The sequence below is a fragment of the Streptomyces sp. NPDC107454 genome (assembly GCF_055582885.1).
This window is the reverse complement of sequence record NZ_JBVJPA010000001.1, coordinates 803,783-828,291: the sequence shown is the minus strand read 5'-3', so window position 1 is coordinate 828,291 and position 24,509 is coordinate 803,783. Positions and strand designations below refer to the sequence as shown.

Genomic DNA, 24,509 nt, shown 5'->3' with positions numbered 1-24,509 from the left:
ACCATGCCACCCATGAAGCCGCTGACCGAACAAGAGATCCGCGCCGCGTTCGTGAACTGCACCAAGGGCGAGGCGAAGCGCCTGTCCGTCCCACGCGACCTGGCCGACCACCCCTGGGACGACCTGGACTATCTCGGCTGGCGAGACCCCCAGTCCCCGGAACGCGCCTGTCTCGTCCTCGAACTGAACGGCCACCCGAAGGCCCTGGTCCTGCGCAGCCCCGGCCCCGCCTCCTGGCAGAACCGGCGCAGCATGTGCTCGATGTGCCTGACCACCCACACCGGCGGCGTCTCCCTGATGGTCGCCCCGAAGGCGGGCAAGGCCGGACAGCAGGGCAACTCGGTCGGCGCCTACATATGCACCGACCTCTCCTGCTCCCTGTATGTACGAGGCAAGAAGGACGCGGGCCCCGGCGCCCGCCTCCACGAGTCACTCACACTGGAGGAAAAGATCCAACGGACGGTGACGAACCTGGCGGCGTTCCTCACGAAGGTGACGGCTTGACGCCGTACGACCCCTGGCGCGCTCCAGCGAGAAGGCCCGCAAGGGGGCCCGCGAATAGGCCCAGGCGCAGAAGATCGCCACCGGCCACCGGTCCTATTCTGCTCCGGTGACCAACCAGCCGCTTGAGGGCACCGTCGTCCGCCTCGTCCGCCTGTCCCCCGACCACGCCGAGGCCCTCTTCCCGTCGGCGTCCGACCCCGAGGTCTGGCGGTGGATGCCCCGGGCACGACCCGAGACCGTGGACCAACTGCGCGAGTGGCTCGGCGAGATGACCGCCGACCCGACGCGGCGCTGCTTCGCGGTGCAGCGCCGTGACGACGGCACCGTGATCGGTTCAACCAGCATGTACGACCTCGACCTCGCCGAGAGCCGCACCGAGATCGGCGCGACCTGGTTCGACCGTTCCTGCTGGGGCGGCCCCTACAACGTCGAGTCCAAACTGCTGCTGTTCACCCACGCCTTCGAAGACCTGCGCCTGGCCCGGCTGGCCCTGCGCACCGACAACCTCAACGTGCGCTCCCAGCAGGCCCTGTCCCACCTCGGCCTGGTCCACGAAGGAACCCTGCGCAGCCACATGCGCCGCCCGGACGGCACCCGCCGCGACTCCCTGTACTACAGCCTGCTCGCCGAAGAATGGCCGACCGTCCGCGAGACACTACGCGCCCGGGTCACCACCAAAACAGCGCCCTGACCCGACCTTCACACACGGGTACGGCGCGCTACCTGCGCGGGCAGAGGCGAGGCAGTCACCCCGCGGGCCAAGGCATGCCTCCGGCGGGGGCGCTCAGGCTCCGGGACGGAGGGGGATCCGTTTGCGAGTGCAGGCCTGTAGTGGCGTGCGCGGGGAGCTCGTCAGCTCGGCTCCGCCCGGTCAGGGAAAGACACGACACTCCATCGCTGCCTGCCGAAGCCTGTCGCTTACTGAGCCTTACGTTAGTGGTCATATAATGCGCCGGATACTGGCGGACCCTCGAAGGGCTACGGCGAAACCCCATGTCTTTGCCAGGCATACGGGCGGTGGTGACACCTCTCCCCAAACGCCTCGACTCCCTCACGAGCCTGCGCTTCTTCGCGGCCTGCGCGGTCTTCACCACCCACTTCACCGGGAACGGCGGCAAGACCGGACTGGGACGGGCGCCGTTGATCTTCCCTTACGCACAGTTCGGCGGAAACGGCGTCAGCCTCTTCTTCGTTCTGTCCGGCTTCCTGATGACCTGGGTCTTCAAACCGAACGAGCACCCAGGCGCCTTCTACTGGCGCCGCGTAGGCCGGATATGGCCCGCCCACCTGGTCGCCCTGCTGCTGGGCACCTACGCCTACTACACGGCGGCGAACCTCGCGATCAGCTGGCCCAGCCTGATCTCCTCCGCCTTCCTGGTGCAGACCTGGTCCCCGAACGTCACCCCGGCCCTCCCCGGGAACGAGGTCACCTGGACGCTCAGCGTCGAACTGCTCTTCTACGCCCTCTTCCCGCTGCTGGGCCGGATCGCGGTCAGGCTGCGCACCCGCTGGCTCGGGTCCATCACGGCAGGCGGACTGGTGGGAATGTGGGCCGTCGACTGGTTCGCCACCACCCACTACTCGCCCGCCCACGCGGCCTGGGTGATGCGCCACCCTGTGGTCTACCTGCCGGAGTTCCTGCTCGGCATGACGCTCGCGCTCGCGGTCAAACGCGGCTGGCGGCTGCCGCTTCACCCCTCGCTGCCAGTGGTGCTGCTGGCGGCCTGCGTCTACTCCTACTACCAGGGCCAGGCCCGATTGCCGGCCGGGGCCGCCGCGCAGCTCGACTATCTGGTGCGGCCGGTGGTCGCGGTCCTGGCCGCACTGATCATCCTCGCCTTCGTCCAGCGCGAGGTCCGCGGACTGCGCGGCGTACTCAACGCCAAGCTGATGGTTCAGCTCGGGCTGTGGTCGTACTGCTTCTACCTCCTGCACCACTCGATCAGCCGGCTGGCCATCTACCAGTGGGGCCGCATGCCCGACAACAACGGCACGCTGTTCGCGCTGGTCGGCATGGGCGTGGTCGTCATCGTGCTGGCCTGGGCGTTGTACTCCGCGGTGGAGGAGCCCGCGGAGAAGTGGTGGCGGCGGCACACGCCGCAGCGGTGGCTGCGGCAGGAGCCGCCCGGCGGGCGAACAGTGGCAGTTTCGCCGCCTCGCCTGCCGGAGACCGAACCGCGCGAGCCGGTCGCCAACTGACGAGACGCACCGCCGAGCTGGGCCCTCACCGAACCCGGTCGCAGGCTCCTCGGCAGGAGAGGTGATCGGGCGCCGGCCCTTGGGCGTCTTCATCCGGGTCGATGCTGCACGAGTCAGGGACGGCGCTCAGGTGAGTACGTTCAGGTTGTCCCTGGGCTGTGCGAGGGCTTTCGGTCCAGAGCGGGCCAGTCGGCACGTCTGGTGGAGCTGGGCGGATCGGCCGGACGAGCCGTTGGAGATCTGCCCGGTGCCGGAACTGTTCCGCTGACATCCAACGCTGACATCAACGACCACGCGCAGCCGCAGCCTCAGGCGCATGCAGATGGCTCCCGTGGGGCGTTCGGCGTCGTCTGAAAACCCCTTGCCCCCGGTCCGCCTGCTTGGTGGGATGCAGGGGCTTCGACGGCGGGAGGGGACAACTTGGCGGTGTTCGGGTGTGCGGGCTGCGGTGCGGTCCTGACGACGGCGGTGTCGGAGGTGACATTGCCGATCCACCTGGCGGATACGCACTGGGAGACGCTGCACCCGCCACTGCTGGAGGCCGGATCCTACGCCGTCGACCCCGCACCGTACGGGCCGCCGTGGTGGCAGCAGGACGAGGTCGGGGCGCGCGAGGCGGCGGAGCGGGGGCGCTTCGCACCGTTCGGCGCGCTGTCCGACGGACCGTCGGACACCGTCCTCCTCGCACCCGGCGACGTGCGCGGCACCAAGCTGATCCTCGAGCGGGCCGGGGGCTACTGCATGGGGATCGACGGGAGGGACGGGCCGAACCTCGCCTGCCTCGGCTGCGATCTGCCGGTCGGAACGAGGATGGACGACTGCGGGTGCTGGCAGGTCGTCCGGCTCGTCCCGCAGGCAGTGGTGCGGCTGCCCGGCCCGCCGGAGCGGCCGGTCATGGGCTGGGCAGAGCTGCTGGCCACCGGCGCGCTGTGGCACCGGCTGAGCAAGTACCGGGACATCCCTGCGGGCGTGGCTCTCGCCCAGGTGGTGGTGGCCGCCGAGGGCGAGCCGGTCGAGGTGGCATCCGGGCCGGTCGCGCGGCTCCTCGGCCGGGCACTCGGCGCGCTGCTGCCCGCCGGGGAAGGGGCGAAGCGGCTGGACCTCGCGGGACCGGGGTTCGGCGAGCCGACCGCTGACCTGGTGCTGGTGCCGGTCCATCCGCAGACCGGAGACATGTGGCAGCCGCGCACCGGGGCGGTGCCGGTACCTATGGATGCCGCGCTCTGGGCCGAGCTCGCCTTCCCGCCACATCGGACCCGGCTTCCGGTGGTCGGCGGGCTGCCGGCGGGCGTGGAGCGGGACGACCCGCTGCCGCCGCACCCGTGGTACCCGTTTCAGCCGTCCAAGAAGGCGTTCCGGTACACGCTCGCGCGGACACCCGCCGTCAGGGAACCGTGGCTGCGGGCGATCTACGACCGAGGATGCTGACCCGTCAGAGGTAGTGCGGACCCAGACGTCGAGTTCGACGTGGACGGCGTAGTCATGGACCGAGTCGCAGCTGGGACGAAGACACGTCTGGGCGGGGCGCCAGCACCTCGGAGACCACCGCGCCGGACGAGGTCATGACATCGACCACGAATCGCAGGCGTCCGATGGCGAGTCGGCGCAGTGCCGGACCGTGGTCGGCGGCGACGACGAGGGTGACCGCGAGCAGAAGAAGCCGCCACAGGGTCATCACCGGGCGGCGCGTGGCGCGGGGCAGCTCCGCCAGAGAGGCGTGCAGTCGCTCGCAGTGGAACGGGACGTGGCGCTGCTCGTCCGACAGGATCCGCCCCGCCACATCCGAAGTGAGTGAGTCGTCTGTGCCATCGCGCAGGGCCCGGTAATAACGCAGCGCCACCACTTCCGCGATCATCAGCACCAGCAGTTCCATGCGCAGGCCCATCAGACGCCGCAGCCGTACGAAGACCGTGTCGGTCCAGTGGCCGTTCAACGTCGGTATGCCACCCGCAGCCAGGAGCCGAGCAAGGAGACGGGCGTGGTTCTGTTCTTCGGCGATGAAGAGCCGGACCGCCTGCGTGTAGTCGACGTCGCCGGCCTGGTCCGCTTTGCCGACGAGGTTGGCGCCGTCACCGTCCTCGCCGACCTGGAAGCGCTGGATGCTGGCCCACACCGCCGGATGCAGCGTCGCACCTTGCCCCCAGTCCGGGTCACCCAGGGCGCGCCTGCGCTCCCGCTCGTCCTCGAACCGTCTTGTCCACTTGGCGAAGCCGCCCGTACGCACCCGGTCCCCCTCTCCCGGACACGGCCATCGTGCCCCGGAGAGGGACGACGCCGGCGGACACCAAACCGTTCCGCCGCTGCCCGACGTCCGAAGTCCACAAGTCCACAAGTCCACACATTCACACGCGCGCACCGTGCGGGAGTCACGGCAGCCGGTGATCAGTCGTCGGCATACTGATCGCGCCCGCCGCCTACGGCCCGCTGTGGAAGAAGCCGGACTTCAGGTCCCCGATGATGGCGTCGAGCGGATGCCCACTGACGATGAACGGTCCGCTCCAGGGCGCGCTGAGTGCGAAGAACAACGCCAGGCTCAGTCCGACCACACTCGCAACCCCTACGATGAGCAGCGACGTTCGCGGACTGCTGCGGAATACCAGTGCGCCGGAGTTCACGATCAAGGCCAATCCGCTGACGGCAAGCGTGACGACGTAGAGCGCGGGAACGTCGCGCGAGGCGGCCGCGACGCGGGCGCGACGACTGCTGGTGACACCGTCCAGGGAAACCACCAGCTCCGTGCCTGTCGGGGTTCCCACATCGGGCCGGGCCGCCTCGGCGCGCACATTCCGCTCCAGCCGTGCGATCGCGCGAGCGGTGGCCGGGTCGTCACCGGACGCCGCCGCTGCACCTTCCCACTCTCTGGCACGCGTGGTCTGCAAGTAGTCCAGCAGTGCCGCATGGATCGGCTCCGACTGGACTCGCGGACTTGTCGCCGCCCATGCCAGGCGGGAGGCCGCGGCCGCCTCGTCGCTCACCAATCCCTCTGCTGCGCGCAGGTAGCCGGCCTCGCTGGCCAGTGAGAGTGCCGCGAAGATCGCGAAGGCAGCGCCGAGTGTCGGCATCAGGGGCGTGGCGATCTGCGGCACCCGGTCCTGTTCCCCGACCGGTACGAGCGCCCGGACACCGACCCGCGCCACGGCCGCGACCAGTAGGGCAAGGACGAGTCCGCCCACAACCAGCACCACCGCCGGCAGCGAGGTCAACCAGTTCACCACATCACCTACAGCGCGTTCCCGCGAGCGCCACACGGCGGCGGCGCATCGGCCCCGCGGCCTGGAGCTCCTCGTCGACCACTTTCAATGAACGCTCCATGATCACAGGTCGAGGACCTTTGACGCTCGCGACGCCCGGCACGGCATCTCTATTCGGTGGCGAGATTCGGTGGCGAGCCGCTCGGCGTGAGTGCCAGAGCCTGAGGAAAGATCGGACGCGAAAGATTCCCCAAAACGGATGAAATGGCCTAGATTATTCGGATTAGAGTGGGTGGAGGGATGCAGATCGCCGCAGGTCCCGACCACATGCGGCCCAGCGGGTACCCAAGCGGTGAGCGGAGGCGACAGTCGGCCGTGGTTAATTCCAGAGGCGGCGATGCCGACAGCAGCGGTACGGCCATGCCTCGCGCCCTCCATCCGCTGCACCAGCGGCAGGGGCTGCGGACCGTGCAGACCGTGCAGCCCTTGGAGGGCCACCGCGTGCGGATGCTGCTGCTGGATGCCGTGGACGAGGACCGGCACGATGTCGAGGTGTTGCTGACCGCGCTCCAGCAGGCGGTAGCCGAGGTGCACGGGCTGGGCGGCATGGTGCATCTCCCGGGCGGCGGCATGAGCGGCATCCTCTACATGGTCGCCAGCAGTGGTCTGCCGGAGTCGATGACCCGACCCTGGCTGATCATCCCGGCACGGGGCGCGGCGCCGCCCAGCAGCGCCGCCCGCACCGACACCATCGCCTGGCAGCCCGACCTGGCCCCGCCTGACCCGGTGCCCGGGCGGGACCCCGCCTCCCTGTGGCCTTCCCGGCTCCCCGTCGGTATCGGTCACCTGGCCGCGCCCATTCCGGGCGATGGCCGGCGACGCGGCGCGCTCTCCGTCCTCTTCGCCCCGGGCGCCGAGCCCGGCGCGGCGGAGCGCGCGTTTCTGAGCGAGGTGGCGGCCTGGATGTCCGAGAGGCTCAGGTCGTCCGGGATCCTCAATCCGTCCCTCACTTTGCTGCGCGCCCTGGAGCACGGGCCAGGACCGCAGGAGGCCCCTCCGTGGGACGTGAAAGGGGTGCCCTCCATCACGTACACCTGGGACCTGCGCACCGGCGAGCTGACCTCCGACGGACCCGTCGAAGAGGTGCTGGCCGGCATCGATCCGGAGGTGATGAGCGGCGGCATCGAGGCGTGGGCAGCGCTGATCCACCCGGACGACCTGCCAGGCGCGGTAGCCGGCTTCGACACGGGCATCCGGCTGCGCGGCGGCTTCCAGAACGAGTACCGGATCCGCCGCCAGGACGGCACATACCTCTGGATCGAGGCCCGTGCCCGGACGATCACGGACGAAGAGGGGACACCGGTGAAGGTGATCGGCGCCCTCCAGGACAGCAGCGAAACGCACACCGCCGCCGAGTCGGTGGGGCGGGCGCTGCAACACATGAGCGACGGCTTCGTCTCCCTGGACACGGACTGGCGCATCGGATTTCTCAATCAGGCCGCCGAGCGGCTCTTCGGCGCCGCGGGAGATGTGGCCGGAGCCCTGCTCTGGAACGTTCCCGCGGTACGTGCCGTGCCGGGGCTGGAGCAACGGTGCCGGGCCACGGCGGCCGAGGGCCGGCCGGCCGGATTCGACGTGCCGTGGCCGGACGGGGCGTCCTGGTACCACCTGCGGCTGGTGCCGGTGCCGGAAGGCCTCACGCTCTACATCACCGACACCACCGAGCGGCATCTGCGGGAGGCCGAGCGCGCCGCCGCGGAGCGGGCGGCCGCGGAGCGGGCGGCCCTGGTGCAGCGGATCACGCGGGAGCTGGCCGAGGCTGTCACGCCCCAGGATGTGATGGCGGCGGTGGCCGACGGCGTGATGACACCCCTCGGGTCCACCGGACTCATCATGCTCGGCGTGGTCGGCGACCGGCTGACAGTGGTCGGCTCCCGGGGATATTCGGAGCGCCTCACCCGACTGCTGGACGGGGAGTGGACGGTCAGGGACACCACGAACCCCGTGGGGGACGCCCTGCGCACCCGCGCCCCCCTCCACATCTCCTCCCCGGAGGAGTTCCTGAAGCGTTACCCGGGGACCGAGACCTTGGTCCGGGAAGGCGGCAAGCAGGCGTGGACCTTTCTGCCGCTGGCGGTATCGGGACGGGGGATCGGCGCGGCGGTGATCTGCTTCGGCCGACCGCGGGTGCTGGACGATGACGAACAGACGCTGCTGACCGCGCTCAGCGGGCTGATCGCGCAGGCCCTGGAGCGGGCCGGGCTCTACGACGAGGCGACGACCCGGGCCCGTACCCTCCAACGCAGCCTGCTGCCGCAGGCACTTCCCAAGCTGCCCGAGGTGACGGTGGCAGCGCGTTACCAGCCGGCCAAGCAGGGAGCCGACGTCGGCGGCGACTGGTACGACGTGATCCCGCTCTCCGCCGCCCGGGTGGCGCTCGTGATCGGCGACGTCATGGGCCACGGCATGGCCGAGGCCGCCACCATGGGCGGACTCCGCACGGCTGTCCGCACCCTCTCGGAGCTGGAGCTGCCGCCCGACGAAATCCTCGGCCACCTCAACGACATCGTCGGCGAGCCGGGCACCGATGCCTTCGCGACCTGCCTGTACGGCATCTACGACCCGGTGACCCGGCAGCTGTCGTACGCCAGTGCCGGTCAGCCGCCCCCGGCAGTGGCCCACCCCGATGGCACAGTCACCTTCCTGTCCATGACCCCGGACCCGCCGCTGGGGGTGGCCACTCCCCCCTTCGAAACCCTCGAGACCCTCCTGCCCGCCGACAGCCTGCTCGCCCTCTACAGCGACGGCCTGGTCGAGAGCAAGGACAGGGATGTCACCACCGGCATGAACCGCCTCGCCGAGCTCCTCTCCCAGTCGGTGAACGCCATGCCGACCTCACCGGCGGACGCGTCCGACCTGGACGCCCTCTGCGCCACCATCACCTCCGCTCTCCTCCCCGCCCACGGCGCGCTGATCGACGACGCCGCCCTGCTGCTGGCCCGCACCCACCCGCTGGACGCGGAGAACGTCGCCGAGTGGTCGTTGCCGGAGGACCCGGTGGCGGCGGGCGAGGCCCGCGGCCTGGTCCGCGCCCAGCTCGCCGAGTGGGACCTGGCCGATGAGGACCTGATCATGACCACTGAACTCGTGGTCAGCGAGCTGGTCGGGAACGTCATCCGGCACGCGTGCGGCCCCATCCGGCTGCGCATGCTCCGCAGCCGCGCACTGATCTGCGAGGTCGCCGACGCCAGCCTGACCACGCCGCACATCCGTCACACCTCCGCCACCGACGAGGGCGGCCGCGGCCTGCAGCTCATCTCCGCACTCTGCCAGCGCTGGGGCACCCGCCACACCTGCACCGGCAAGTCCATCTGGACCGAACAGCCCCTCCCCGCCGTCCCGGTCTGATTTCTCACCTCGCACGTAACCCGACCTGCCGAGATCTCCCGTACGGCGCCGCGAACGCCGTAGGGCCGACGGTCGGCGACCGTCGGCCCTACCTGCTGTTCTGCCGGGAAAGCCGCTCTGACCTGCGCCTACAGCACCGGCAGGTTCTTGCGGAGCTCGAAGGCGGTGACCTCGGAGCGGTACTCCTCCCACTCCGACTTCTTGTTGCGCAGGAAGAAGTCGAAGACGTGTTCGCCGAGGGTCTCGGCGACCAGTTCGCTGCGCTGCATGAGGGTGAGGGCCTCACCGAGGTTCTGGGGCAGGGGCTCGATGCCCATCGCGCGGCGCTCGGCGTCGGAGAGGGCCCAGACGTCGTCGTCGGCGCCGGGCGGGAGCTCGTAGCCCTCCTCGATCCCCTTCAGGCCGGCGGCCAGGAGCAGGGCGTAGGCCAGGTACGGGTTGGCGCCCGAGTCGATGGAGCGGACCTCGACGCGTGCGGAGCCGGTCTTGCCGGGCTTGTACATCGGGACGCGGACGAGCGCGGAGCGGTTGTTGTGGCCCCAGCAGATGTACGAGGGGGCCTCGCCGCCGGCGCCCGCGGTGCGCTCCGAGCCGCCCCAGATGCGCTTGTAGGAGTTGACCCACTGGTTGGTGACGGCGGAGATCTCCGCCGCGTGCTTCAGCAGGCCCGCGATGAAGGAACGGCCGACCTTCGAAAGCTGGTACTCCGAGCCCGACTCGTAGAACGCGTTGCGGTCGCCCTCGAAGAGGGAGAGGTGCGTGTGCATGCCGGAGCCGGGGTGCTCGGAGAAGGGCTTGGGCATGAACGTCGCCTGGACGCCCTGCTCCAGCGCGACCTGCTTCATGACCAGGCGGAACGTCATGATGTTGTCGGCCGTGGAGAGCGCGTCGGCGTAGCGCAGGTCGATCTCCTGCTGGCCGGGGGCGCCCTCGTGGTGGGAGAACTCGACCGAGATGCCCATCGACTCCAGCATGGTGATCGCCTGGCGGCGGAAGTCCATGCCGACGTTCTGCGGGGTGTGGTCGAAGTAGCCGGAGTTGTCGGCCGGGGTCGGGCGCGAGCCGTCCAGCGGGCGGTCCTTCAGCAGGAAGAACTCGATCTCCGGGTGGGTGTAGAAGGTGAAGCCCAGGTCGGAGGTCTTCGCGAGGGCGCGCTTGAGGACATAGCGCGGGTCCGCGAAGGACGGGGAGCCGTCCGGCATCAGGATGTCGCAGAACATGCGGGCCGTACCGGGGGCCTCCGCACGCCACGGCAGTACCTGGAACGTCGACGGGTCCGGCTTGGCGATCATGTCCGACTCGTACACACGGGCGAAGCCCTCGATGGCCGAGCCGTCGAAGCCGATGCCCTCGTCGAAGGCCTGCTCCAGCTCGGCCGGAGCCACAGCCACCGACTTGAGGAAGCCGAGCACGTCCGTGAACCACAGCCGAACGAACCGGATGTCCCGCTCCTCCAGTGTCCGGAGCACGAACTCCTGCTGCTTGTCCATCTTCCGCTTCCACCCATCCTTGCTGGTCAGGCCGCCTGCTCCCACGCCTCGGGGACGGTCGGGGCACCTGAGCATCCCACCACAACACCATTTCGTACGCGTTGCGGACCATGATCGCCCGGGCGACCACGGTCTGAACGCCTCGCGTACGGCAGGTGTCCTGCTCTGGTGCCCATACTGCCTGCTCATCCGCCTGTCTGTAATGGCCGACTCCCAGACTCCCTCTCCGCGAGCTTTAATTTGCATCTTAGATGCAAGTTTTATTACTGTGCGGGGCAGAAACGGGGACCGCAACCCCCGTTCCGCCCCAGGCATTTGAGGAGCCCCCATGCTGTCCGAGCAGTCCACCGCCACGGTGCACGCCACCCTCCCCGCCGTCGGCGCCGCCATCGGCGAGATCGCCGACCGCTTCTACGAAAGGCTTTTCGCCGCCCACCCGGAACTGCTCCGCGACCTCTTCAACCGCGGCAACCAGGCCTCCGGCACCCAGCGCCGGGCCCTCGCGGGATCCATCGCCGCCTTCGCCACCCACCTCGTCGAGCGGCCGGACGAGCGCCCCGACGTGCTGCTGAACCGCATCGCGCACAAACACGCCTCCCTGGGGATCGCCCCCGAGCAGTACGCGATCGTGCACGAGCACCTCTTCGCCGCCATCGTCGAAGTCCTCGGCGACGCGGTCACGCCCGAGGTCGCGGCCGCCTGGGACGAGGTCTACTGGCTGATGGCCAACGCGCTGATCGCCATCGAGCGGCGGCTGTACGCGCAGCACAACGGCACGGGCGGCTGGCGGGTCTGGGAGGTCGTGGAGCGCGTCGAGGAGACCGCCGACGTCGCCACCTTCCGGCTGCGCCCGGCCGACGGGGGGCCGCTGCCGGACTTCCGGGCGGGCCAGTACGTGTCCGTACGCGTCGAGCTGCCGGACGGCGCCCACCAGATACGCCAGTACAGCCTCTCCAGCGCCCCCGGCTCCCCCGTACGGCAGATCGGCGTCAAGCGGGTGCAGGGCGAGGCCTCGGGCCCCGACGGTGAGGTGTCCAACCACCTCCACACGCGTGTGCACGTCGGCAGCACGCTCGAGCTCTCCGCTCCGTACGGCGATCTCGTGCTCGACGACACGGACGCGCCGGTGCTGCTCGCCTCCGCCGGCATCGGCGTCACCCCGATGATCGCCATGCTGGAACAGCTCGCGCTCACCGGACACCACGCCCCCGTCACGGTCGTCCACGCCGACCGCTCCCCCGCCGACCACGCGCTGCGCGCCGACCATGAGGCGTACGCGGGCAAGCTCGCGGACGCGGCCGTCCACTTCTGGTACGAGCAGGACGCCGAGGGCGCCGGCCGCCCCGGGCGCGCGGACCTCTCCTGCGTGGCCGTCGCGTCGGGCACGCGCGCGTACCTGTGCGGGCCGCTGCCCTTCATGCGGGCGGTGCGGGGACAGCTCATCGACAAGGGGGTGGCTCCGGCCGACATTCACTACGAGGTGTTCGGGCCGGATCTCTGGCTCGCACAGGACTGAGGCCGACGGGAGACCCGGAGGGCGTCGACGCGATGGGACCCCCGGTCGAGCGAAGCCGGGACCGGGGGCGGGGCGTGCCGGACCCCGCACCCGTGAAAGGCCAGCCGGGCATGAGCGTGGGCCATCAAGACCTCCGGTTGTGGTGAAGACAGGCATCTCCACTACGCCCGGAGGTCTTCTCTTGATCAAATACCGACGCGAGTCACCAACCTCTTGGCCGAGTACACCTAGGGCCTGCTGGAGATGCCGAGGAGCAGCGGCCCCGTAGGCGCGGCGACCACGTCCGCCACCGTCAGTGGGTCCAGCGAGGCGAAGAACGCCTCCTGGGCCCGCCGCAGCGCACCCCGCAGTCGGCAGCCGGATTGGAGCGGGCACGGCGTGGCCCCCTCGCAGTCGACCACGTCACCGTCGCCCTCGAAGGTGCGGACGATCGCGCCGACCGAAGCCGTACGCCCCGCTTCGGTGAGGCCGAGGCCGCCGCCCCGGCCGCGGCGGGCCGCGAGCAGTCCCAGGTGCTGGAGCTCGGCGACGACCTTCGCGGCATGGGTATAGGGGACGTCCATGTCCGCGGCGACCTCGCGGGTGGTGGGGGTCGACCCGTCGGCGACGGCGAGCCGCATCAGAACGCGCAGGGCCAGATCGGTGGAGCGCAGCAGCCTCATACCGCCAGCGTAGTTAATACGCATCTGTCGCTCAAATTATCCACGGATCATCCGAACAGAGCCGCCTCCCCCCTTTGCGGGGCTGCGCCACAGGGTGTCTCCTTTGGACATTCCGTGACCTCCCTTCGTACTGAGCACCCTCGTCCCATTACCATCAGCGGACCCGACCGTCCCATCCCCATAAGGACTCGCCATGGGTTCCGCCAAGAACACCACCTCCGCGCAGCGCAAGGCGCGCATAGAAGAGATGCGCAAGGCCGAGCGTGCCCGGGAGCGCCGTAACCGGATCCTCACGATCACGGCCAGCACGGTCATAGTCGCCGGTCTTGTCGTCGGCGGCGTCGTCCTGGTCAAGTCGCAGTCCGACGACAGCAGCACCTCGGCGAGTGACTCGAAGGGCGGCTCGGGGCACTTCGTCACGGGCAAGGACGGCGTGGAGACCTGGTCGGGGACGCTGTCCCGCAACCACGTCACCAAGACCGTGAAGTACCCGATGGAGCCCCCGGTCGGCGGCAACCACAACCCCGTGTGGATGAACTGCAACGGCGACGTCTACGGCAAGGCGATCAACAACATGAACGCCGTGCACTCGCTGGAGCACGGCGCGGTGTGGGTGACGTACAACAGCAAGGCCTCCGACGCCGACGTGAAGGCGCTCGAAGCGAAGGTCAAGAAGACGCCGTACACCCTGATGAGCCCCGTCGAGGACCAGAAGGACCCGATCACGCTGAGCGCGTGGGGCAAGCAGCGCACGGTGACGAGCGCGAGCGACCCGAACGTCGACAAGTTCTTCTCGGAGTTCGTGCAGGGCAAGCAGACGCCCGAGCCGGGCGCCGCCTGCACCAACGGTCTGTCGCAGTGAGCCAGATGCGCCAGGTGGGCTGGATCGCGGGCACCACGGCGGCGGTGCTGGTGGCCGCCGGGGCGATCACGTACGCGGTCGCCGAGAGCGACGGCTCGGGGTCCTCGGCGACGAAGGTGCCGTCGGCCGACTCGGCGGACGCGGGTTTCGCGCGGGACATGGCGGTCCATCACCAGCAGGCCGTCGAGATGTCGTACATCGTGCGCGACCGTACGGACAACGTGGAGGTACGGCGGCTCGCGTACGACATCGCGCAGACGCAGGCCAATCAGCGCGGCATGCTGCTGGGCTGGCTCGACCTGTGGGAGCTGCCGAAGGTGTCGGCGGACGCGCCCATGACGTGGATGGGCATGGGCGACATGGCGTCCGGCAAGGACGGCGCGCTGATGCCCGGCATGGCGACCAACACCGAGATGAAGAAGCTGAACACGCTGAGCGGCAAGCAGGCGGAGGTCTTCTACCTGCAGTTGATGACCGACCACCACAAGGGCGGCATCCACATGGCCGAGGGCTGCGTCACGAAGTGCACGGTCGGCGTGGAGAAGAAGCTCGCGCAGGGCATGGTCGACGCGCAGCAGTCGGAGATCCAGCTGATGGCGGACATGCTCAAGGAGCGGGGCGCGAAGGCCCGCGCCTAGGGCCTGTCGTTTGGACCAGGTCGTTTCGGGCGACGGGGCTTGATCAGGAGTGCGTGCCGGCCCTCGCGGCCCAGGCCTGATCCAAACGACAGGCCCTAGGCCGGGGACGGCCGAGTGTGAACGGCTGCGTCTGAACGGCTGTGCGTGAACGACTGCGTGTGAACGACTGCGTGTGAACGGGTCCGGGGTATCGAATCCCGGACCCGTCCGTCTCTCTCCGCCGGGTGGGCGGCCGCGCCGCCCTCGTCAGGCGTCGACCCGGCCGTCATGACGCGATCGGCCCCGGGGCGCCTTCCCGTCGCCAGGGCGAACCACGAACCTGCCGATGTCGCAATACGCTCACAGAAGTTGGGAACCCCTTTACAAGAAAACGAGGGATATCCCTACATCCGGGGCGAGGGTGCCGCCATACCGTCCCAAACACCCTTCATTCGCGGCCACTTGGTGTTTCCTTGGCCTTCTCATTCCCCTGGCATGAACGGTTCATCGCCAGAGTGACCCCAGCGTGATCCATTCCCTGTGTCCGCAATTCCGGCACACGGTTTCGCACATCACGAACGACCACACATGCGACGAACCGCATCGCAGGGGGTTTTATGAGATCCAATCGCGCCACCATGCGCGCCGGAGTGAGCATGGCAGCGACACTGCCGCTGCTCGCCGGCGCGCTGGCGCTCGGTATACCCACGGCCAACGCCGCGGACGGTCCCAGCCGGGACACCCTCGCGGGCACCAAGCCCGCGTGGGCCACGGCGAAGGCGGACAAGGGGGCCGCGTCCGACAACTCCCAGGTCTCCGCCCGGGTCTACCTGGCCGGCCGGAACGCTGCCGGTCTGGCCGCGTACGCCAAGGCCGTGTCCGACCCGAACTCGGCCTCGTACGGCAAGTACCTCAGCGCCAAGCAGACGCAGGCCCGCTTCGGTGCCACCAAGGCGCAGGTCGCCGCGGTGACCTCATGGCTGAAGTCGGCGGGCCTGAAGGTCACCGGCACCACGCAGCACTACGTCTCCGTCACCGGTGACGTGGCCGCCGCCGAGAAGGCGTTCGGCACCCAGCTGCACAACTACGCCAAGGGCAAGAAGACCTACCGGGCGCCGTCGAAGACGGCTTCCGCGCCGGCCGCCCTCAACGGCGCCGTCCTGACCGTCACCGGCCTGGACAACGCCCCGCACAAGGCGACGCACGACGACACGCTGCCGCCCCCGGACGCCGTGTTCAAGAACTCCGGGCCGTTCTCCTCGTACTTCGGCTCGAACATCGCGAGCACCCTGCCGGACGCGTACGGCACGAAGATCCCGTACGCGGTCGAGGGCTACACGGGCAAGCAGCTGCGCGCCGCCTACGGCGCGGGCAAGCGCACCGGCAAGGGCGTGCGGGTCGCCATCACCGACGCGTACGCCTCGCCGACCATCGCGTTCGACGCGGCCACGTACGCCAAGAAGCACGGTGACTCGGCGTACAGCAGCAGCCAGCTGCGTCAGGTGCTGCCCGGCACCTACACGCAGACCGAGGAGTGCGGGGCGGCCGGCTGGTACGGCGAGGAGACCCTCGACGTCGAGGCCGTGCACGCCGTCGCGCCGGACGCGAACATCACGTACGTGGGTGCCGCGTCCTGCCTCGACAACGATCTGCTCGACTCGCTGAACAAGATCGTCGACAACCACCTGGCCGACATCGTCTCCAACTCGTGGGGCGACATCGAGGCCAACCAGACGCCGGACCTCGCGGCCGCCTACGACCAGACGTTCCAGTTCGGCGCGGTCGAGGGCATCGGCTTCTACTTCTCCTCCGGTGACAACGGTGACGAGGTCGCCAACACCGGCACGAAGCAGGTCGACACCCCGGCCAACTCGGCGTGGGTGACGGCGGTCGGCGGTACGTCGCTGGCGGTCGGCAAGGGCGACAAGTACCAGTTCGAGACCGGCTGGGGCACCGAGAAGGCCGCCCTCGCGGCCGACGGCAAGAGCTGGACCGGCTTCCCGGGCGCGTTCACCTCGGGCGCGGGCGGCGGCACCAGCAAGACCGTGGCACAGCCCTTCTACCAGAAGGGTGTCGTGCCCGGCGCGCTCGCCAAGGCCAACGGCACGACGGCCATGCGCACCGTGCCGGACATCGCGGCGGTCGCCGACCCCAACACCGGTTTCAAGGTCGGCCAGACGCAGACCTTCCCGGACGGGTCCCAGCAGTACAGCGAGTACCGGATCGGCGGCACCTCGCTCGCCGCGCCGGTGATCGCGGCCGTCCAGGCCCTGGCCCAGGAGGCGCGTGGCGGCAAGGCGATCGGTTTCGCCAACCCGTCGATCTACGCGAAGTACGGCTCCAAGGCGTACCACGACGTGACGGACACCCCCACGGGCTCCGAACTCGCCGTGGCGCGCGTGGACTTCGCCAACTCCTTCGACGCGTCGGGCGGTCTGCTCACCTCCGTCCGCAGCCTCGGCAAGGACAGCTCCCTGAAGGCCGTGCGCGGCTACGACGACGTCACCGGTGTGGGCACGCCCACCTCGGGCTACGTCGAGTCGTACAGCTCCCACCACGGTCACTGACGGTTCTCCGTCACCTCTCCGCCGCGCCCGCCCCTCGTCGAGGGGCGGGCGTCCGCGTTTCCGGGCGGACCGGCGGCCCAGCGGTGCCGGATACCCCGTGGGGGTAAGCTGCCCGGGTGGGGCGCCCCACACCCCATTGTGTCGCTCTGACGATTACACTGGGCCCGTGCCTCAACTACGCCTCGCCCTGAATCAGATCGACTCGACCGTCGGCGATCTCGCCGCCAACGCCGAGGCGATCGTCCGTTGGACCCGGCACTCCGCCGAGCAGGGAGCGCATCTGGTGGCGTTCCCCGAGATGGTGCTGACCGGGTATCCCGTCGAGGACCTGGCCCTGCGGTCGTCCTTCGTCGAGGCCTCCCGCGCGGCGCTGCGCGCGCTGGCCGCGCGGCTGGCCGACGAGGGCTTCGGGGAGCTGCCGGTGATCGTCGGCTACCTCGACCGGTCCGAGACCGCCCAGCCGAAGTACGGGCAGCCGGCCGGCGCCCCGCAGAACGCCGCCGCCGTGCTGCACGGCGGCCGGGTGGCGCTGACCTTCGCCAAGCACCACCTCCCGAACTACGGCGTGTTCGACGAGTTCCGCTACTTCGTGCCCGGCGACACCATGCCGGTCGTACGGGTGCACGGGGTCGACGTGGCCCTCGCCATCTGCGAGGACCTCTGGCAGGACGGCGGGCGCGTGCCGGCGGCCCGGTCCGCCGGGGCCGGGCTGCTGCTGTCCATCAACGCCTCGCCGTACGAGCGCGACAAGGACGACACCCGCCTCGAACTGGTGCGCAAGCGGGCCCAGGAGGCCGGCTGCACCACCGCCTACCTCGCCATGATCGGCGGGCAGGACGAGCTGGTCTTCGACGGCGACTCCATCGTGGTCGACCGGGACGGGGAGGTCGTCGCACGCGCGCCGCAGTTCGCGGAAGGGTGCGTCGTACTGGACCTGGAGCTGCCGGCGGGCGCCGCCGAGCCGGTGACGGGTGTGGTGGACGACGGGCTGCGCATCGAGCGGCTGACGCTGTCGCAGGAGCCGCTGCCCGCGTACGAGGCGGAGCTCGCCGGCGGGTACGCGGAGCGGCTCGACGCCGACGAGGAGGTCTACTCGGCGCTGGTCGTCGGACTGCGGGCGTACGTCGCGAAGAACGGGTTCCGTTCCGTACTGATCGGACTGTCCGGCGGCATCGACTCGGCGCTGGTCGCGGCGATCGCGTGCGACGCGCTGGGCGCACAGAACGTGTACGGGGTGTCGATGCCGTCGAAGTACTCCTCCGACCACTCCAAGGGGGACGCGGCGGAGCTGGCGCGGCGGACGGGGCTGAACTTCCGGACGGTGGCGATCGAGCCGATGTTCGACGCGTATATGTCGTCGCTGGGGCTGACCGGGCTGGCCGAGGAGAACCTCCAGTCGCGTCTGCGGGGCACGATGCTGATGGCCATCTCCAACCAGGAGGGGCACATCGTGCTGGCGCCGGGGAACAAGTCCGAGCTGGCGGTGGGGTATTCGACGCTGTACGGCGACTCCGTGGGCGCGTACGGGCCCATCAAGGACGTGTACAAGACGTCGATCTTCCGGCTGGCCCAGTGGCGGAACCGGGCGGCGGCCGAGCGGGGGCAGACCCCGCCGATCCCCGAGAACTCGATCACCAAGCCGCCGAGCGCGGAGCTCCGTCCCGGCCAGGTCGACACGGACTCCCTCCCCGACTATCCCGTGCTGGACGCGATCCTCGAGCGGTACGTGGACCGGGACGAGGGGGCGGACGGGATCGTCGCGGCGGGGTTCGACCGGGAGCTGGTGGTGAAGACGCTGCGGATGGTGGACACGGCGGAGTACAAGCGCCGGCAGTATCCGCCGGGCACCAAGATCTCCGCCAAGGGGTTCGGGAAGGACCGGCGGCTTCCGATCACCAATCGGTGGCGCGAGCACGGGTGACCTTGCCGGGGGGCGGCGGGGGGTTGTGCGGGTGGGTGGGGGCTGGGCGCGCAGTTCCTCGCGCCCCTAAAAGCCGCCGCCCCTCCGTCGGCGATCGGCCGACGCACCGCGGGGGCTGGGCGCGCAGTTCCCCGCGCCCCTCAAAACCGCCGCCCCTCCGTCGGCGCTCGGCCGACGCACCGCAGGGGCTGGGCGCGCAGTTCCCCGCGCCCCCAAAAACCACCGCCCCTCGTCGGCGCTCGGCCGACGCACCGCAGGGGCTGGGCGCGCAGTTCCCCGCGCCCCCAAAAACCACCGCCCCTCGTCGGCGCTCGGCCGACGGACCGCGGGGGCTGGGCGCGCGGTTCCCCGCGCCCCCAAAAACCGCCGCCCGTCCGTCGGCGCTCGGCCGACGGGGCTGGGCGCGGGCCTTGCGTCAGTGGTGGGCGTGTTCCGGGTGTGGGGGGACGTGGGTTGCGATCAGGCGGCCCGGCGTGGGGGCGGGGGCCTCGGCGCGACGGCGGTCCACGGCGTACGCCGTCGCGGCGACCGCGAGGCCGAGGACGGCGAGCAGAGCCCCCGCCAGCGCGGGCGACGTCGTACCGAAGCCCGCGGCCAGCGCGATGCCGCCGATCCACGCACCGCCGGCGTTCGCGAGGTTGAACGCGGCCTGGTTGGCGGAGGACGCCAGGGACGGCGCCGCGGAGGCCTTCTCCATGACCATCAGCTGGAGGGGCGAGCCGGTGATGAAGGCGGCCGCACCGAGGAGGGTGACCGCGACGGCCGCACTCCACTGGGCGCTCATGAGGACGGGGAAGAGGGCGAGGACCGTGACCAGCGAGACGAGCCCGCCGAAGAGAGTGCCACGCAGGGAGTGGTCCGCGAGGCGGCCGCCCACGAGGTTGCCGACCGTCGCTCCGACGCCGAACAGCGCGAGCAGCAGCGTGACGCTGGAGTCGGCGTACCCGGCGGCGTCCGTGAGCATCGGCGTGATGTAGCTGTACGCGGAGAAGAGGGCGCCGAAGCCCGCGACCGTCGTACCGAGGGCCAGCCAGACGGGGAGCGAGCGCAGGGCGGCCAGCTCGCCGCGCAGACCGCCCGTGGGGCCGTGCGTGTGGTCGCGCGGGATGAGGAACGCGAGCGAGGCTATCGCCGCCAGACCGATCGCGCTCACGCCGAGGAAGGTGGCCCGCCAGCCGAAGTGCTGGCCGATGAAGGTGGCGACGGGGACGCCCGCGATGTTCGCGACGGTCAGGCCGAGGAACATCAGCGAGACGGAGCGCGCCTTGCGCTCGGGGGCGACGAGGTTGGTGGCGACGACGGCGCCGACGCCGAAGAAGGCGCCGTGCGGCAGACCGCTGACGAAGCGGGCGGCGAGCAGCCAGTGGTAGTCGGGGGCGAAGGCGGAGAGCGCGTTGCCGGCCACGAAGAGCCCCATCAGGGCGATGAGGACCTTGCGGCGGGACATCCGGGCGGTGGCCGCGGCGAGCAGCGGGGCGCCGATCACCACGCCGAGGGCGTAGGCCGAGACGAGGTGTCCGGCGCTGGGAATGGATATGTGGAGGTCGTCCGCGACGTCGGGCAGCAGGCCCATCATCACGAATTCGGTGGTACCGATGCCGAAGGCGCCCACGGCTAGGGCGAGCAGGGCCAGAGGCATGAGGGGCCTTTCAGAGGAGCGGAGTGCAAAGGGGAGAACCAGACGGGCGGGGACGGGCCCGGATTCGTGGGCGTGCACCCCAGTGGCCTGGGGCACCTGCGCGCACGGACGCGCCCGCGCACACCGGTGTGCACGGGCTCTGTAAGTTCACCTGTGGAACAAAGTCTCGCAGGTCCAGTATTCCAGGAGGTTAAGATCCGGTTGCCGCGAGCTTGACCCGGGCTGCGATCGGGAGGTGGTCGCTGCCGGTCCTGGGCAGGGTCCAGGAGGTCACCGGCTCGACGCCCTTGACCATGATCTGGTCGATCCGGGCCATCGGGAACGAAGCGGGCCAGCTGAACCCGAAGCCGCTGCCCGCCGCGCCCTGGGTGGAGCGCATCTGCGAGGTGACGCCGTTCAGCGCGCGGTCGTTCATCGTGCCGTTCAGGTCGCCGAGCAGGATGACCTGCTGCAGCGACTCGTCGGCGATCGCCTCGCCGAGCGCGTCGGCGCTCCGGTCGCGCTGGCGGGCGGTGAACCCGGCCTGCAGCTTCACCCGGACCGAGGGCAGATGGGCGACGTACACCGCGACCCGGCCGTTCGGGGTCGTCACCGTGGCGCGCATCGCGCGGATCCAGCCGAGCTTGATGTCGACGGGCTTGGTGCCGCTCATCGGGTACTTGCTCCACAGCCCGACGGTGCCCTCCACGGAGTGGTACTTGTACGTCGGGGCGAGCGCCTTCTCGTACGTCGGGACCGCCGTGGCCTTCAGCTCCTCCAGGGCCACCACGTCGGCGCCGGACGCGGCCACGTCACGGGCGGTACCGGAAGGGTCCGGGTTCTCCGCGTTGACGTTGTGCGTGGCGACGGTCAGGTCGCCGCCGGCACCGGTCCGGTCGGTGAGCAGTCCGCCGAACAGGTTCAGCCAGACGGTCGCGGGCAGCACGACGGCGATCAGGGCGGTCGCGGACTTCCGCACGAGGCCGAGGACCAGCAGGACGGGGATGAGGAGGCCGAGCCACGGCAGGAACGTCTCGGTGAGACTGCCGAGGTTGCCGATCCTGTTGGGGATCTGCGCGTGCAGCAGCATCACCAGGGCGAGGATCAGGGCGAGCGCGGCCAGGATCAGTCCGCGGCGCCAGACGCCGCGGTCGCCGCGCCATGAACCCAGCGCGCGCCTGAGCTTGTCCAGCAGGCGCCGAAGCCGGGGACCCCGACGCTCGGGCCCCGAGCCGTCGCTGCCCGTCTCCGTCACGTACGCCTGCGCCATACCGTCGCCTCACAACCTGCCGTGCACACCGTCAGCCCCTCGGCTACGACCCTAGGGGATGATCGGCGTCGATCTCGCCGTCCGGGGACGGCCGTACGGGCACGAGGACGAACAACTCGACGTTCGGAGTTCCGAATACGGGGCGGAGCGCGGCCTCTGTGACGAAACGCGCACATTCGGCGCATCGGCCGAGAGGATGAATGCGAGGATGAATGTGAGGACGAATACGAGGACGAACTAGGGCCGGTCGGGACGCAGTCCCGCGAGTACCGTGTCGACGATCTGTTGGGCCAGGTCCTCGGGGAGTTCGGCGTCCGGGCGCATGACGGCGCGTACCAGCATGGGGCCGACGAAGAGGTCGTTGATGACCTCGATGTCCACGTCGTCGCGGAGCTCGCCGTCCCGCTGTCCGCGGCGCAGGACCTCGAAGGTGGTCAGGCGCCGCGGTTCGATGACGATCGCCTGGTACGCGGCCCAGATCTTGGGGCTGGACTTGATCTGGGCGTAGACGTTGTGCAGAAGCGCCGAGGAGCGGCTGGCCAGGCCCCGCTGACGCAGCGGCTCCAGAAGGGCTATCAGGTCGTCGCGCATCGAGGTGCCCGGGAGTTCGGTGTCCGGCGGCTCGGTGGCGCGCATGACGTCGACGAAGAGTTCCTCCTTGTCACTCCAGCGGCGGTAGATGGTCGCCTTGCCGACGCCCGCGGTCCTGGCCAGACGTTCGATGGAGATCTCCGCGAGGGGGACGCCGTCCTCCAGGAGTTTTATCGCGCCCTCGATGATGGAGCGCTCCACGGCCTCGCTGCGGGGACGCCCTCGGGGGGACCCCTCTTGCCTGGCTCGGCTGTCCGCGAGGCTCACGTGTCGCTCCTTTCCTTGGTGGTGCTGGCGCAATTCTCCCTGCAGCGCCCCGTCAGTGCTCGGCGGCCACCAACTCCGTCTCCTCCTTGCCCTGTTGCGGGGTCGAACTGCGGCCCGGCAGGAACAGGGCCACGATCACGGCGCCGACCATCGCGATGCTCGCACCGCACAGGGCGGTGACGTGCATGGCGTGCAGGAAGGCGTCGTTGGCCGGAGTGATGAGGGCGTCGCCCCGGGGGCCGAGCTTGGCGGCGACGCCGAGGGTGGCCTCGATGGACTCGCCCGCGGTGTGGCGCAGGCCGGCCGGCAGGAGGGTGAGCTTGTCCTCGATGCCGCTGCGGTAGGCCGAGGAGAGGACCGAGCCGAGGACCGCGATGCCGAGGGCACCGCCGACCTGACGGAAGACGTTGCTCAGGGCGGAGGCGGAGCCGGCCTTCTCGCGCGGCAGGGCCTGCATGATGACGACGCTCGTCGGGGTCATGATGTGCGCCATGCCGGTGCCCATGAGGAAGAAGATGACCTCGAGGAGCCAGATCGGCGTGTCCGCGTCCAGGGTCGCGAAGGCACCGAGCATCGCGCCGAGCAGCACCAGGCCCGCGGTGCACGTGGCCCGGTTGCCGAAGCGGTCGACGACGAGGCGGGCGCGCGGCGCGAAGAAGAGCTGGGCCGCGGCGAGCGGCAGCAGCAGCACACCGGTCTTCAGCGGCGAGTAGCCCCGCACGCTCTGGGTGTAGAAGACGGAGAAGAAGGTCACGCCCATCATCGCGAAGAAGACGAGTGCGATCGCGGCGATGGCGGCCGAGAAGACCTTGTTCTTGAAGTAGGTGATGTCGATGGACGGATGGTCGCTGCGCTTCTCGTAGATGACGAAGCAGGCGAGGACGGCGATTCCGGCGCCGATGGTCGCGAGGACCGCGGCGTCGGTGAAGGAGGCGAGCTGGCCGCCCTTGATGATGCCGTAGACGAGCAGGACGAGCCCTATGACCGAGAGGACGACGCCGACGAGGTCGATGCGGCCGGGGTTCGGGTCGCGGGAGTCCGGGACCAGCCAGAACATCAGGCCGAGCGCCAGCAGCACGATCGGCACGTTGATCAGGAAGACCGAGCCCCACCAGAAGTGGGCGAGGAGCACGCCGCCGGTGATCGGGCCGATGGCGATGGCGATGCCGACACCGCCGGCCCAGATGCCGATGGCCTTGGGCTGCTCCTCGCGCTCGAAGACGTTCATGAGGACGGCGAGGGTGGCGGGCATCACGAAGGCGGCGCCGAAGCCCATCAGCGCACGGAAGACGATGAGCTGGACGGGTGAGCCGGCCTCCGCGGCCAGCGCGGAGCCGGTGCCGAAGACGGCGAGTCCGGCGAGCAGGACCTTCTTGCGACCGAACCGGTCGCCGAAGAGGCCCGCGGTGAACAGCAGCCCCGCGAAGACGAGCGTGTAGGCGTTGATGGCCCACTCCAGCTCGCTCTGGGTGGCGCCGAGTCCGGTGGGCGCCGGCGTCGAGATCGTCTTGATCGCGACGTTGAGGATGGAGTTGTCCAGCACCACTATCAACAGGCTGAGCATGAGCACGCCGAGAATGGCCCAGCGGCGCCGATGGACCGCTTCGGGCACGCGCCGTTCGACGTGGGCTGCGGGAGTTGTCATGGGCCGAGCCTAGCGATTTTCGATACGGGACCGTCTCGTATCGTAAATCCTTTACAGAGACCTTACGAAGAGATGGGTCTACGGTCCACCCGCGACCTGGATCGCGGGGGACCCGAGACGTACGTCGCTCGACCCGGTCTGGCCCCCGGTGGCACGAGGTGCCACCATGTAGGAGGTCCGG

Annotated in this window: 18 protein-coding genes; 10 read left to right on the top strand and 8 right to left on the bottom strand. The window is 70.0% G+C overall.

Annotated elements, in window-relative coordinates:
* Window positions 1-12 precede the first annotated feature (12 nt).
* The 4 genes from ACZ69M_RS03655 (at window position 13) to ACZ69M_RS03640 (ending at window position 4,131) form a co-directional block, all read left to right on the top strand.
* A complete protein-coding gene (locus tag ACZ69M_RS03655) occupies window positions 13-504 on the top strand; it encodes an FBP domain-containing protein (protein ID WP_470046250.1) in 492 nt (163 codons plus the stop codon).
* Window positions 505-610: 106 nt separating this feature from the next.
* On the top strand, window positions 611-1,195 hold the full coding sequence (locus tag ACZ69M_RS03650) for a GNAT family N-acetyltransferase (protein WP_470046249.1): 585 nt from the start codon (window positions 611-613) through the stop codon (window positions 1,193-1,195).
* Window positions 1,196-1,497: 302 nt separating this feature from the next.
* Window positions 1,498-2,703, top strand: coding sequence for an acyltransferase family protein (locus ACZ69M_RS03645; protein WP_470046248.1), 1,206 nt, complete (start codon window positions 1,498-1,500; stop codon window positions 2,701-2,703).
* Between the two features lie 477 nt (window positions 2,704-3,180).
* The gene (locus ACZ69M_RS03640; RefSeq protein ID WP_470046247.1) at window positions 3,181-4,131 is read left to right on the top strand and encodes a hypothetical protein; all 951 of its coding nucleotides are present in this window, start codon (window positions 3,181-3,183) and stop codon (window positions 4,129-4,131) included.
* 52 nt (window positions 4,132-4,183) lie between these two features.
* On the opposite strand, the gene ACZ69M_RS03635 is transcribed toward ACZ69M_RS03640, so the two are convergent.
* Together ACZ69M_RS03635 and ACZ69M_RS03630 are read right to left on the bottom strand one after the other, a co-directional pair.
* On the bottom strand, window positions 4,184-4,927 hold the full coding sequence (locus ACZ69M_RS03635) for a ferritin-like domain-containing protein (protein ID WP_470046246.1): 744 nt from the start codon (window positions 4,925-4,927) through the stop codon (window positions 4,184-4,186).
* 190 nt (window positions 4,928-5,117) lie between these two features.
* Window positions 5,118-5,915, bottom strand: a complete 798-nt coding sequence (locus ACZ69M_RS03630; RefSeq protein WP_470046245.1) for a bestrophin-like domain — start codon at window positions 5,913-5,915, stop codon at window positions 5,118-5,120.
* 354 nt (window positions 5,916-6,269) lie between these two features.
* Between ACZ69M_RS03630 and ACZ69M_RS03625 the strand changes: the two genes are divergently transcribed.
* Window positions 6,270-9,302, top strand: coding sequence for a SpoIIE family protein phosphatase (locus ACZ69M_RS03625; protein ID WP_470046244.1), 3,033 nt, complete (start codon window positions 6,270-6,272; stop codon window positions 9,300-9,302).
* 128 nt (window positions 9,303-9,430) lie between these two features.
* On the opposite strand, the gene glnA is transcribed toward ACZ69M_RS03625, so the two are convergent.
* Entirely contained in the window at window positions 9,431-10,792 is a 1,362-nt protein-coding gene (glnA, locus tag ACZ69M_RS03620; RefSeq protein ID WP_054230834.1) for a type I glutamate--ammonia ligase, read from the bottom strand.
* Window positions 10,793-11,120: 328 nt separating this feature from the next.
* Between glnA and ACZ69M_RS03615 the strand changes: the two genes are divergently transcribed.
* Window positions 11,121-12,308, top strand: a complete 1,188-nt coding sequence (locus ACZ69M_RS03615) for a globin domain-containing protein (RefSeq protein WP_470046243.1) — start codon at window positions 11,121-11,123, stop codon at window positions 12,306-12,308.
* Window positions 12,309-12,535: 227 nt separating this feature from the next.
* On the opposite strand, the gene ACZ69M_RS03610 is transcribed toward ACZ69M_RS03615, so the two are convergent.
* On the bottom strand, window positions 12,536-12,970 hold the full coding sequence (locus tag ACZ69M_RS03610; RefSeq protein WP_470046242.1) for an Rrf2 family transcriptional regulator: 435 nt from the start codon (window positions 12,968-12,970) through the stop codon (window positions 12,536-12,538).
* 193 nt (window positions 12,971-13,163) lie between these two features.
* Between ACZ69M_RS03610 and ACZ69M_RS03605 the strand changes: the two genes are divergently transcribed.
* The 4 genes from ACZ69M_RS03605 to ACZ69M_RS03590 all read left to right on the top strand — a co-directional run bounded on the left by ACZ69M_RS03605 (window position 13,164) and on the right by ACZ69M_RS03590 (window position 18,937).
* The gene (locus ACZ69M_RS03605; RefSeq protein WP_470046241.1) at window positions 13,164-13,832 is read left to right on the top strand and encodes a DUF3105 domain-containing protein; all 669 of its coding nucleotides are present in this window, start codon (window positions 13,164-13,166) and stop codon (window positions 13,830-13,832) included.
* Window positions 13,833-13,837: 5 nt separating this feature from the next.
* Window positions 13,838-14,470: a DUF305 domain-containing protein gene (locus ACZ69M_RS03600; RefSeq protein WP_470046388.1), complete on the top strand. Its 633-nt coding sequence runs from the start codon at window positions 13,838-13,840 to the stop codon at window positions 14,468-14,470.
* A gap of 635 nt (window positions 14,471-15,105) precedes the next feature.
* A complete protein-coding gene (locus ACZ69M_RS03595; protein WP_470046240.1) occupies window positions 15,106-17,016 on the top strand; it encodes a S53 family peptidase in 1,911 nt (636 codons plus the stop codon).
* 166 nt (window positions 17,017-17,182) lie between these two features.
* The gene (locus ACZ69M_RS03590) at window positions 17,183-18,937 is read left to right on the top strand and encodes an NAD+ synthase (protein WP_470046239.1); all 1,755 of its coding nucleotides are present in this window, start codon (window positions 17,183-17,185) and stop codon (window positions 18,935-18,937) included.
* Between the two features lie 415 nt (window positions 18,938-19,352).
* Here ACZ69M_RS03590 and ACZ69M_RS03585 read toward each other — a convergent pair whose 3' ends face one another.
* From ACZ69M_RS03585 to ACZ69M_RS03570, 4 genes are all read right to left on the bottom strand, one after another.
* Entirely contained in the window at window positions 19,353-20,576 is a 1,224-nt protein-coding gene (locus ACZ69M_RS03585) for an MFS transporter (protein ID WP_470046238.1), read from the bottom strand.
* 190 nt (window positions 20,577-20,766) lie between these two features.
* Window positions 20,767-21,825, bottom strand: a complete 1,059-nt coding sequence (locus tag ACZ69M_RS03580) for an endonuclease/exonuclease/phosphatase family protein (protein ID WP_470046237.1) — start codon at window positions 21,823-21,825, stop codon at window positions 20,767-20,769.
* 237 nt (window positions 21,826-22,062) lie between these two features.
* The gene (locus ACZ69M_RS03575) at window positions 22,063-22,683 is read right to left on the bottom strand and encodes a TetR/AcrR family transcriptional regulator (protein ID WP_470046236.1); all 621 of its coding nucleotides are present in this window, start codon (window positions 22,681-22,683) and stop codon (window positions 22,063-22,065) included.
* Between the two features lie 52 nt (window positions 22,684-22,735).
* Entirely contained in the window at window positions 22,736-24,328 is a 1,593-nt protein-coding gene (locus tag ACZ69M_RS03570; RefSeq protein ID WP_470046235.1) for an MFS transporter, read from the bottom strand.
* Window positions 24,329-24,509: the final 181 nt, after the last annotated feature.

Bases quoted from the DNA above. Each gene is read 5' to 3' on its own strand.
- ACZ69M_RS03595 (WP_470046240.1), top strand. From the start codon at position 15,106: ATGGCAGCGACACTGCCGCTGCTCGCCGGCGCGCTGGCGCTCGGTATA.
- ACZ69M_RS03610 (WP_470046242.1), bottom strand. From the start codon at position 12,970: ATGAGGCTGCTGCGCTCCACCGATCTGGCCCTGCGCGTTCTGATGCGG.
- ACZ69M_RS03645 (WP_470046248.1), top strand. From the start codon at position 1,498: ATGTCTTTGCCAGGCATACGGGCGGTGGTGACACCTCTCCCCAAACGC.
- ACZ69M_RS03585 (WP_470046238.1), bottom strand. From the start codon at position 20,576: ATGCCTCTGGCCCTGCTCGCCCTAGCCGTGGGCGCCTTCGGCATCGGT.
- ACZ69M_RS03615 (WP_470046243.1), top strand. From the start codon at position 11,121: ATGCTGTCCGAGCAGTCCACCGCCACGGTGCACGCCACCCTCCCCGCC.
- glnA (WP_054230834.1), bottom strand. From the start codon at position 10,792: ATGGACAAGCAGCAGGAGTTCGTGCTCCGGACACTGGAGGAGCGGGAC.
- ACZ69M_RS03580 (WP_470046237.1), bottom strand. From the start codon at position 21,825: ATGGCGCAGGCGTACGTGACGGAGACGGGCAGCGACGGCTCGGGGCCC.
- ACZ69M_RS03605 (WP_470046241.1), top strand. From the start codon at position 13,164: ATGGGTTCCGCCAAGAACACCACCTCCGCGCAGCGCAAGGCGCGCATA.
- ACZ69M_RS03570 (WP_470046235.1), bottom strand. From the start codon at position 24,328: ATGACAACTCCCGCAGCCCACGTCGAACGGCGCGTGCCCGAAGCGGTC.
- ACZ69M_RS03655 (WP_470046250.1), top strand. From the start codon at position 13: ATGAAGCCGCTGACCGAACAAGAGATCCGCGCCGCGTTCGTGAACTGC.
- ACZ69M_RS03600 (WP_470046388.1), top strand. From the start codon at position 13,838: ATGCGCCAGGTGGGCTGGATCGCGGGCACCACGGCGGCGGTGCTGGTG.